This is a genomic window from Treponema endosymbiont of Eucomonympha sp. (assembly GCF_001028545.1).
On record NZ_BBPW01000030.1, the window covers coordinates 1 to 9,672 of the forward strand.

At 48.8% G+C, this 9,672-nt stretch carries 12 protein-coding genes and 2 tRNA genes; 12 read left to right on the forward strand and 2 right to left on the reverse strand.

Annotated elements, in window-relative coordinates; translation table 11 throughout:
- Positions 1 to 118: 118 nt before the first annotated feature.
- Positions 119 to 517: an IS5 family transposase gene (locus tag AWU74_RS02605; protein ID WP_306700919.1), complete on the forward strand. Its 399-nt coding sequence runs from the start codon at positions 119 to 121 to the stop codon at positions 515 to 517.
- A 136-nt stretch (positions 518 to 653) separates the two neighbouring features.
- Here the strand turns inward: AWU74_RS02605 and AWU74_RS12585 are convergent, their stop codons facing one another.
- Complete coding sequence (locus AWU74_RS12585) at positions 654 to 869, reverse strand: BrnT family toxin (RefSeq protein ID WP_238580136.1); 216 nt, start codon at positions 867 to 869, stop codon at positions 654 to 656.
- 228 nt (positions 870 to 1,097) lie between these two features.
- On the opposite strand from AWU74_RS12585, the gene htpG reads away from it, so the two are divergent.
- Both htpG and AWU74_RS10025 read left to right on the forward strand, forming a co-directional pair.
- Positions 1,098 to 3,113, forward strand: coding sequence for a molecular chaperone HtpG (gene htpG / locus AWU74_RS02615; protein ID WP_062327277.1), 2,016 nt, complete (start codon positions 1,098 to 1,100; stop codon positions 3,111 to 3,113).
- Positions 3,114 to 3,367: 254 nt separating this feature from the next.
- Positions 3,368 to 3,727 (forward strand): competence protein CoiA family protein, encoded by a 360-nt coding sequence (locus tag AWU74_RS10025; RefSeq protein WP_162504702.1) that lies wholly within the window; start codon positions 3,368 to 3,370, stop codon positions 3,725 to 3,727.
- A gap of 554 nt (positions 3,728 to 4,281) precedes the next feature.
- Here the strand turns inward: AWU74_RS10025 and AWU74_RS02620 are convergent.
- The gene (locus AWU74_RS02620) at positions 4,282 to 4,995 is read right to left on the reverse strand and encodes a DUF2259 domain-containing protein (protein ID WP_062327279.1); all 714 of its coding nucleotides are present in this window, start codon (positions 4,993 to 4,995) and stop codon (positions 4,282 to 4,284) included.
- 227 nt (positions 4,996 to 5,222) lie between these two features.
- Here AWU74_RS02620 and AWU74_RS02625 point away from each other — a divergent pair.
- The 9 genes from AWU74_RS02625 to AWU74_RS02665 form a co-directional block, all read left to right on the forward strand.
- Positions 5,223 to 5,995, forward strand: a protein-coding gene (locus AWU74_RS02625; RefSeq protein WP_162504703.1) for an IS5 family transposase whose coding sequence is annotated in 2 segments (ribosomal slippage) — positions 5,223 to 5,598 and positions 5,598 to 5,995 — 774 coding nt in all. Because the reading frame shifts where the segments join, the coding sequence is not laid out codon by codon here.
- 41 nt (positions 5,996 to 6,036) lie between these two features.
- Positions 6,037 to 6,812 (forward strand): IS5 family transposase gene (locus tag AWU74_RS10030; RefSeq protein WP_162504704.1). Its coding sequence is split into 2 segments (ribosomal slippage): positions 6,037 to 6,415 and positions 6,415 to 6,812, totalling 777 coding nucleotides; the frame shifts between segments, so codons are not numbered across the junction.
- Between the two features lie 386 nt (positions 6,813 to 7,198).
- Positions 7,199 to 7,271 (forward strand) — tRNA-Thr (locus tag AWU74_RS02640).
- Positions 7,272 to 7,309: 38 nt separating this feature from the next.
- Entirely contained in the window at positions 7,310 to 7,483 is a 174-nt protein-coding gene (gene rpmG / locus AWU74_RS02645) for a 50S ribosomal protein L33 (RefSeq protein ID WP_062327288.1), read from the forward strand.
- Between the two features lie 121 nt (positions 7,484 to 7,604).
- Positions 7,605 to 7,677: transfer RNA gene (locus tag AWU74_RS02650), tRNA-Trp, on the forward strand.
- Between the two features lie 44 nt (positions 7,678 to 7,721).
- Complete coding sequence (gene secE, locus AWU74_RS02655; protein WP_062327292.1) at positions 7,722 to 7,901, forward strand: preprotein translocase subunit SecE; 180 nt, start codon at positions 7,722 to 7,724, stop codon at positions 7,899 to 7,901.
- A 12-nt stretch (positions 7,902 to 7,913) separates the two neighbouring features.
- On the forward strand, positions 7,914 to 8,474 hold the full coding sequence (gene nusG / locus AWU74_RS02660) for a transcription termination/antitermination protein NusG (protein WP_062327296.1): 561 nt from the start codon (positions 7,914 to 7,916) through the stop codon (positions 8,472 to 8,474).
- Positions 8,475 to 8,571: 97 nt separating this feature from the next.
- Positions 8,572 to 8,721, forward strand: a complete 150-nt coding sequence (locus AWU74_RS11445) for a hypothetical protein (protein ID WP_162482126.1) — start codon at positions 8,572 to 8,574, stop codon at positions 8,719 to 8,721.
- A gap of 452 nt (positions 8,722 to 9,173) precedes the next feature.
- Positions 9,174 to 9,672, forward strand: a 499-nt coding sequence (locus AWU74_RS02665; protein ID WP_062327299.1) for an adenylate kinase family protein, incomplete at its 3' end; no start/stop codon positions are given.

Genomic DNA, 9,672 nt, shown 5'->3' on the forward strand with positions numbered 1-9,672 from the left:
CCGCAATAGGCGAGCCTGCCGGGGATATCTTTATGATAGATTCGACGTATATCAAGGCACACGCGGACGCATGCGGGGCACAAGGCGGCACTCAGGACATTAGCCGCACAAAAGGGGGCTGAACAGCAAATTGCACTTGGTAGTCGACGAGTACGGGATGCCGGCAGGCGGCATTGTGACAAGCGGTACTGTCGCGGACTGTAGCCAGTCGCCTCTCCTTATGGAGGATTTGGAGGCGGAAGCGTTCCTTGCGGACAAAGCGTATGACACGAACGAACTGCTCGATATGCTTAAAGAAGCGGATATAACAGCCGTCATCCCTCCGGTTAAAAACCGGAAAGAGCAGAGAGCGTACAATCATGAACTGTATCGGGCGCGGCACGTCATTGAAAACGTCTTCCGTGCCCTCAAGCGCTGGCGGGGAATTGCTACGCGCTATGCAAAGCTCACCGCTTCCTTCATCGCCGCTATTCATGTCAGGTGTTTATTCCTCTACCTTCCAGTCCACACTACCTAGGCTTTTGTCCAGCCTTTACCGTCGATGTGATAATAGCCATTGTAGCTTCTCCTTTCAGCTTTTGTTGCAAGTCGTGCGGTGATTAAACGCTTTGCCGTATCGGTCTCGGTATACACAACAAAAAGCGTATGCCCTGCTATTGCGCCAAGGTCTGCCAGCGGTCTTCCCCGGACGTATTGTTTTCGCTCCGGTCGTAACGCACCAGCCTTTCTGGGTCTGAAAAGATATATTGCGCCGTCTCAAAACTTACCTTACCCGGCTTCGACAAGTTTAACTGCGCTTTTGCGCTATCCCATTCTATCCCGCTTATAGGCATATCTATAATATCATGTTTTTTCGTATTCTTTGTCAAATCTTTTTTCTATATGGCTGACGATAAGCGGGAGCAAACAGGGGAAGCGGCTTGCGGCTATATGCCGAGTTCTTTCAGAAACCTGAACGTTCCCCGCACCGACCTATATGCCGAGTTTTTTCAGAAAACTCGATCGATACCCGTGCATAGCACGGGTATCGCCGCTTGCCGTTTGCGCGGAAAACGCATATCTTTTTAGCAAATCCACCGGCAAAGGAGTTGCGCCTTATGGCAACATATCAGTTTCAGACGGAAGTCAGCCAGCTTTTGACGCTCATCATCCACTCGCTGTACTCCAACAAAGACATTTTCCTGCGCGAAATCGTGTCCAACGCGTCCGACGCGCTCGACAAGCTCAAGTACCTCAGCGTGTCCGACGACGCGTACAAGGCGGCGACGTTTGACCCGCGAATCGACATATCCTTCGACGAGGAACGGAAGACCCTCGTGGTGAAGGATACGGGAATCGGCATGAGCGACGCCGATTTGACCGAAAACCTCGGCACGATTGCGCGGAGCGGCACGAAAGCCTTCCTCGAAAAGCTCGCGGACGACGCGAAGAAGGATTCGTCGCTCATCGGGCAGTTCGGCGTCGGCTTCTACTCGGCGTTCATGGCGTCGTCCAAAATCGACGTGTACTCGCGCAAAGCCGCGACGGACGAAATATGGCACTGGTCGAGCGACGGCACGGCGTCGTATGCGCTCGACCGCGTAACGCTCGTCGACGCCGGCGCGGAAAACGAGGCGGCGCGGGAAACGGCAAAGGCGCAGGGGCTGGACGCGGAAGGCGCGCACGGCACGGCGGTGATTATGGCGCTCAACGCGGACAGCGGGGACTACGCGAGCCGCTGGAAGGTCGAAGACTTGATAAAGCGGTATTCCGACCATATCGCGTTCCCGATTTTCCTGCACTACGAGCAGAAGGATTACGACAACAAGGGCAAGGTCAAAAGCTCGGAGCGCAAAGTCGAGCAAATCAACAGCGCGAGCGCCCTGTGGAAGCGCCCAAAGACCGAACTGAAGGACGAGGATTATGTTAGCTTCTACAAAGCGCTCTCGCACGAGTCCGGCGACCCGCTCCTCTACGTGCACACCCACGCGGAAGGGACGCAGGAATACACGACGCTCTTCTTTGTGCCGGAAAAGGCGCCGTTCGACCTGTACCGCGCGGACTACAAAAGCGGCGTGAAGCTCTACGTGAAACGCGTGTTCATAACCGACGACGACCGCGAATTGCTGCCGGCGTATCTGCGCTTTGTGCGCGGCGTCATCGACTCGGAAGACCTGCCACTCAACGTGAGCCGCGAGATTCTGCAGCAGAACCGCGTCCTTGAGACGATTAAGTCGCAGTCGGTGAAGAAGCTGCTCAGCGAGTTCCGAAAGCTTGCGAAGGCGGGCGACGAGGCGGCGGCAAAGAAACTCGCCGACGGGGGCGACGAGAAGCTGAGCGACGAGGAAAAAAAGGCGCTCAAGGCGTGGAACGCCTTTATCGAGAACTTCAACCGCCCGCTGAAAGAGGGGCTGTACAGCGACTACGCGAACCGAGACGAGCTTACGGAGCTAATCCGCTTCAAGAGCACGGCGGACGCGGGCACGGGCGAGCGCTGGACGAACTTTGCCGACTACGTGTCGCGCATGCAGACGGGGCAGAAGGCTATTTATTATATCGCCGGCTCCGACGAGCAGAATTTACGGAAGTCGCCGCTCCTTGAGGCGTACAAGGCGAAGGGCTTTGAAATCCTCGTCCTCCCCGACGAAATCGACGACGTCATACTGCCGTCGGTCGGCAAATACAAGGATTTCGAGCTGAAATCGGTGAACCGCGCGGGGAGCGACGAAGAGCTGGGAGTCGACAAGAAGGAAGCCGCGAAGAAGGCGAAGGAGTTCAAGCCGCTCGTGGAGAAGGTGAAGAAGGCGCTCGGCGAGCGGGTGAAGGACGTGCAGCTTTCAAAGCGGCTGTCCGAGTCGCCGTCGTGCATAGTCGTAGACGAGAACGACCCGTCGCTGCAAATGGAACGCATGATGAAGGTTATGGGGCAGACTATGACGGGCAACGAGGTGAAGCCGATTCTGGAAATCAACGGCGAGCACCCGCTCGTCGCCCCGCTGAAGGACTCCGACGACGAGGCGTATATCGCGGACGTGTCGCAGGTGCTGCTCGACCAAGCGCTGCTGGTCGAAGGCGCGGAACTCAAAGACCCCGCCGGCTTCGTGGCGCGAATCAACCGGCTCCTGACGCGCTAGGTTTGGAAATCGGCAAGGCGCAGCGGTGCACCGGGAAACCTTGACTGTCCACCGCAAAGTCTTGGCGGTACACCGGGAGGCTTTAACTGTCTACCGGGAAACTCTGGCGGTACACCGGGAGCCGCTGGCGGTGTACCGCCAGACCTTTTCGGTACGCCGTTAAACGCCGCGGGGGCGCTGAATTGAGCCGCAAAAAACGGCGTAACCTTAATAATAGTTGACAAAAAGAATGAGCGCACTATCGTGGGAACGAAATGGAAACAGAAATATTATACAAATATGCCGAAGATGATAACGGCAATATAATTCATATAGACGAAGCAGTAACGGGCGTAAATTATTGCTGCCCTTCTTGCAAAGAAGGGTTTGTCTTTAAAAACGGCAAAATACGGCAGCGTCATTTTGCGCACAAAAACCCCTCACCAAATTGCACGTCAGAAGGTTACTTGCATAAAACATTCAAAAAATTGCTGGTGGCGCTGATTAAGGATTATATAAGCAGAAAATTACCAATAGAGATAAGCTGGGAATGTAATATCTGTAAAAATAATCATAAAGGAAATCTTTTAGCTGGAATTATTGACGCAAAAGACGAATATGATATGGGAGTATGAAGACCTGATATAGCTTTATTTGATGAAAAAGGGAATACTCCTATAGTAATTGAGGTTGTTGATACACATGAACCTGAGGCTAATGCTATAGAGCATTATGGCAAGAATAGAATAATTCTTGTATGGATAAAACTAAATTCATTAACTGATTTAGAAAATGTTGAAAATATAATCAAATATTCATCAATCGTTTTCTTTTGCAATCCTCTGTTATGCCCCAATTATTATAGATTTTATATACAAAGGGTTAATTTAAATCATAGTTATGGTTTAAATAATTATAATAGAATAAGAACAAGCGGACCTAGAATAGACGCAATTGAAGCGGCAATGGGAAAAAAAAGGAAGTATGCCAAAAAGAGGACGCAGAAACATTAATACAAGATTTAAAAAGAGATAATGTAGTCATAGGTACTTCGCATAATATATAATTTACGCTGTGCCGTTACGCTCCTTCATTTGCCGCCCGCTGCCCACTCTATATGCCGAGTTTCTTGAGGAAACTCGGCCGTTTCGCATATCATACGGTTTACGTTTCGGCGGCTTGGGCTGCTCTACGGTATCTGCGCCGTTTCCACCATATAGCGGACTGAAACTCCCGTACCGTCGACGACGGTTTTCGCAATAAGAAACACGAGACTCTTCCCGCTTTTATCGGCGAATATCCTCTCTATAGAATAGGCATTCACTCCGGCGCGTTTAATGTGCGGGTTGCCGACCGCGCTGCGCGTTATCGGCGTGCCGTCTTTGTCCTGCGTTTCCGCCACGATATAGAACGACGAGCGCGCCTTTTCCCCTGTGCCTTCGTAAAGCGGCGCCAGCCGAACACGGTAGCGAAGCGAGTCGACGCCCGTAAGGTTTTCAAAATCACGGAAGATCAGGTCATTGCCGACAACACCCGGCGCGGGGGCGCGGGTATACAATACCTGCGCGAGGGGAACCGGAATGCAGCGTTGTCTGTTCAGAAAAGCCGCATTCACCGTTTGCAGTTGGGCAAACACGTCCTCCCCGCTTCTGTGGCGGGTTGCCGCGGACGGGTTGATTCTAAACACACCGCCCGGCACGAAATCATTCCGCGCGACGTCGACCACATAGATTTCCGCGTAGCCCTGAAGCGTTTTGCCGGTTTCCCCGTGCTGCGCGAACAGATATGTTTTCCCGTCCGGCGAGAATCCCATATCGACAAAGCGCGCGGCGTCCCCCGCCGAAAGCGCAGCCCCCGTTGCAAACAGGAGCGCGCAGCCTAACCCAGCTATCCGGTTTTTCATACAGCCTCCACAGCTTAAGTTTCGGTTTTTTCCCCGCGTCCTTTAATAAGCGTATATTCCTGCAGCTTTCACGGGCATTTAGCAGGAAGGCGTCCAGCAGACGCGGGTTCAGCGTCAGTTTTTGTCTACCGTCTCTGCCGTCGTGCAATTTCAAAATACCCTTTTGCTACCACGTCATTAAATAGTGTGGGCTAGTATAGAGGAAATAGATAAAATAGGGGGCATAAATGAAAAAAGAAGGCATTCACCGGCACGATATAAGCGACGAGGCGTGGGAACGGGTAAAAGAACTGCTGCCCGGACAGGAAGGGAAGCACGGGGGAGTGGCGAAAGACAACCGTTTGTTTATCAACGCGGCAGCGGGGCAGACGCGCACGGGCGCTCCGTGGAGAGATATACCGCCAGAATTCGGGAACTGGAACAGTATACACAAGCGGTTTTGCCGTTGGCGGGACAAGGGAATAGGAAAAATGCTGGCGGACGCCGCAATAGGCGAGCCTGCCGGGGATATCTTTATGATAGATTCGACATATATCAAGGCACACGCGGACGCATGCGGAGCACAAGGCGGCAGCCAGGACATTAGCCGCACAAAAGGGGGCTGAACAGCAAATTGCACTTGGTAGTCGACGAGTACGGGATGCCGGCAGGCGGCATTGTGACAAGCGGTACTGTCGCGGACTGTAGCCAGGCGCCTCTCCTTATGGAGGATTTGGAGGCGGAAGCGCTCCTTGCGGACAAGGCGTATGACACGAACGAACTGCTCGACATGCTTAAAGAAGCGGATATAACAGCCGTCATCCCTCCGGTTAAAAGCCGGAAAGAGCAAAGAGCGTACAGTCATGAACTGTATCGGGTACGGCACGTCATTGAAAATGTCTTCCGCGCCCTCAAGCGCCGGCGCGGAATCGCTACGCGCTGCGCAAAGCTCACCGCTTCCTTCATCGCCGCCATTCATGTCAGGTGTTTATTCCTCTACCTTCCAGTCCACACTACCTAGGTAGTGTGGACTGGATAAAGGGAAAGAGGTAAAATAGAAGCATGAAAAGACAAGAAGGCATTCACCGGCACGATATAAGCGACGAGGCGTGGGAACGGATAAAAGAACTGCTGCCCGGACAGGCAGGAAAACGCGGAGGAGTAGCGAAAGACAACCGTTTGTTTATCAACGCGGTAGCGCGGCTGACGCGCACGGGCGCTCCGCGGAGAGACATGCCGCCAGAATTCGGGAACTGGAACAGCATACACAAGCGGTTTTGTCGCTGGCGGGATAAGGGAATATGGAAAATGCTGGCGGACGCCGCAATAGGCGAGCCTGCCGGGGATATCTTTATGATAGATTCGACGTATATCAAGGCACACGCGGACGCATGCGGGGCGCGCGGCGGCACTCAGGATATCAGCCGCACAAAAGGGGGCTGAACAGCAAATTACATTTGGTAGTTGACGAATACGGGATACCGGCAAGCGGCATTGTGACAAGCGGTACTGTCGCGGACTGTAATCAAGCGCCTCTCCTTATGGAGGATTTGGAAGCGGAAGCGTTCCTTGCGGACAAGGCGTATGACACGAACGAGCTGCTCGATATGCTTAAAGAAGCGGATATAGTAGCAGTCATCCCTCCGGTTAAAAGCCGGAAAGAGCAAAGAGCGTACAATCATGAACTGTATCGGGCGCGGCACGTCATTGAAAACGTCTTCCGTGCCCTCAAGCGCTGGCGGGGAATTGCTACGCGCTATGCAAAGCTCACCGCTTCCTTCATCGCCGCCATTCATGTCAGGTGTTTATTCCTCTGTCTTCCAGTCCACATTACCTAGACTGACGTTTCATCGACGGGTGTCTATAAATGTGAATTTATGACATAATAGGAGAGATAGTGCCATTGCGGCGCAATGGATGACAGCACTACGTCATGGCGCATATCTCGGATACCGACAATTGCGGTGCATATCAGCTCAAAAACCAACATGAAACAAGGTTAGCAGGAAGCAAATAAGATATACAAGACTCGTTTTAGTAGCGCAGAAAGGATGAAACACAAAAAAAGGCAGGCTTTGCCTTGCACTCTCGGTTAAATCTCTGATTCCGTAGCACCGCCCTTTTGGGGTAGCGTAGTTCTCGTTGTGCACGGCTTGATTAATGCACGTCAATATGAAAGGTTGACAAGGTTTGTTTTTATCGGTATATTAACTTTCACACTGACGCCTCTGTAGCTCAGTCGGCAGAGCGCAACCATGGTAAGGTTGAGGTTAACGGTTCGATTCCGTTCGGAGGCTATACATGTGTGATATAATACTATATATAGGAAAATAATATGGCAAGCAAAAAAAAAACGGTTGAAATTGTCGCATTGCAATGCAGTGAATGTAAACGTAAAAACTATACGACGTATAAAAACAAAAAAAACATTCAAGGCAAGCTTGAATTGAAAAAATATTGCCCTTTTGATCGCAAACATACAGCGCACAGAGAAGTAAAAATAAAATAAGTTTTAACCATGAACGATTTTATCACTGTGCCGTATAAAAACGATTAATAATATACGATTGCGTTCGTTGTTAATTTTATGAGTTACCGAGAGAGTCGAAAAAATTTTGCATTGGTAATGTAGGTCAGTAGCTCTAATGGTAGAGCGTCGGTCTCCAAAACCGAATGGTGAGGGTTCGAGTCCTTCCTGACCTGTGTTTTATTTATATTTGGAGTTTTAATAGAATAAAAGGCTCTGTATGCGGAAGTTTATCCAGTTTATCAAAGAATGTATCACCGAAATGAAAAAAGTCGTGTGGCCGACACGGACTGATATCGTATCGTCGGTAAAAGTTGTTTTTGTATCTACTGCAATTATTGCAGTTATTCTTGGGGTAGTGGACTTTTTGTTTGCTTCTGCAATAATGAAGATTTTTTAGTTCGACACACAAATGGCAAAACATTGGTATATCCTGCATACCTATACAGGATATGAAAGCAAAATAGAAAAAACAATTAACTCGCTTATTGAAAAAGATAAGGCTTTATCTGTTATTATAACAGACGTAAAAGTACCCGTTGAAGACGTTGTCGAAATAAAAGACGGTAAAAAAAGGCTGTCGCAGAAAAAATTTCTTCCCGGTTATATGCTTATTGAAATGAATCTCCCAGATATTGAGTGGAAACAGATATGTTCTTCAATTCGCCAAATACAAGGAGTCGTTAGTTTTGTCGGCACTAATAACAACGAATGTCCTCGCCCTATTTCTACAGCAGAAGCAAAGGTGTTATTGCAAAAATCAAATAAAATCAGGAATGAAAGAGACGTTCGGTTGAAACAAACATTTTCTGTCGGAGAACAAGTTAAAATTATCGAGGGTGCGTTTACGTCGTTTACCGGTACCATTGAAGAAATCAATCTTGAAAAAAACAAACTACGGATAATAGTGGGTATTTTTGGGCGTACAGCACCAGTAGAGGTGGATATATTACAAGTAGAAAAACTTTGGTAATAGTAGATACAAATCCTTTCTTTGTTTTTTCATGGAAGTGTTTACGTTAGGTGGCGTGGACTAAAAAAGGGAAAAAGAGGTAAAATGGGAGGCATGAATGAAATATCCCTCAGCAAGCTGTGGAATATTCATTGAAATCGTCTTCGGAACCCTCAAACATTTGCGAGGAATTGACACATGCTACGCAAAATTCACCGTTGCTATTCATAGGTGTTTTTCCTTTACATCCACCTTCCACACTATCTAGCGAAAATGCTAATATATAACATAAAACTGAGTGAGAAACAATATCAGTGGATACAAGAATTACTGCTTAAGCAACAAGAGAGCGTGTAAATAAGAACGTTGCCCTGCTTAAGTGCTTTTAGATGTTGTCAACAAGTTGGAGGACTGGCATATCATTTATAGCTTGCTCAGTCGCTGGACAAAAAATAACGTATTTGAAAATGAATATTTGTCTCAAGCATGTTTTACAATGATGTTTTTTACTTGTACTTTAAATCTATCATATTTCAAATTGGCAGAAATTTTATTCCCTTTGGGTAAATACCCGCCCCTTACGACCGATATTTTTATTATTAGTCCTAAAAGAACTTCAACAGCGTATCAAATAATTCTCCTATTCATTATATACAATGGCTACACTTGTGTTATTAATGAATGTAGCTTGTCAAAACAATAAATTAACAGGAGATAATAATGAAATTCATTTTTTTTGGTCCCCCGGGAGCAGGGAAAGGAACGTTGGCGCAACGGGTCGCACAGATTTATCAAATTCCGCATATCTCGACCGGAGATATCTTTCGTACGGCAATCAAAGCACAAACCCCGCTGGGCAAAAAAATATACGCAATCATCAATACGGGCGCATTGGTGAACGACGATGTCACTGCTACAGTGGTTAAAGAACGACTTGAGCAAAGCGACGCGAGAAAAGGTTTTATTCTGGACGGCTTTCCGCGGACTATCCTACAAGCCGAATCGCTCGACGCATTTTCTGTCGTCGATGCTGCCGTGAATTTTGATATTGGCGATGCCGCAATCGTAGCGCGACTTTTAGAACGTCGAGTATGCAAGAACTGTGGGCAAAATTATCATCTATCGTTTATGCCTTCCGAAAAAGAAGACATCTGTGATAAATGCGGACAAGCTCTCTTTATCCGAGACGACGACAAAATCGAATCTATAAAAAACCGTA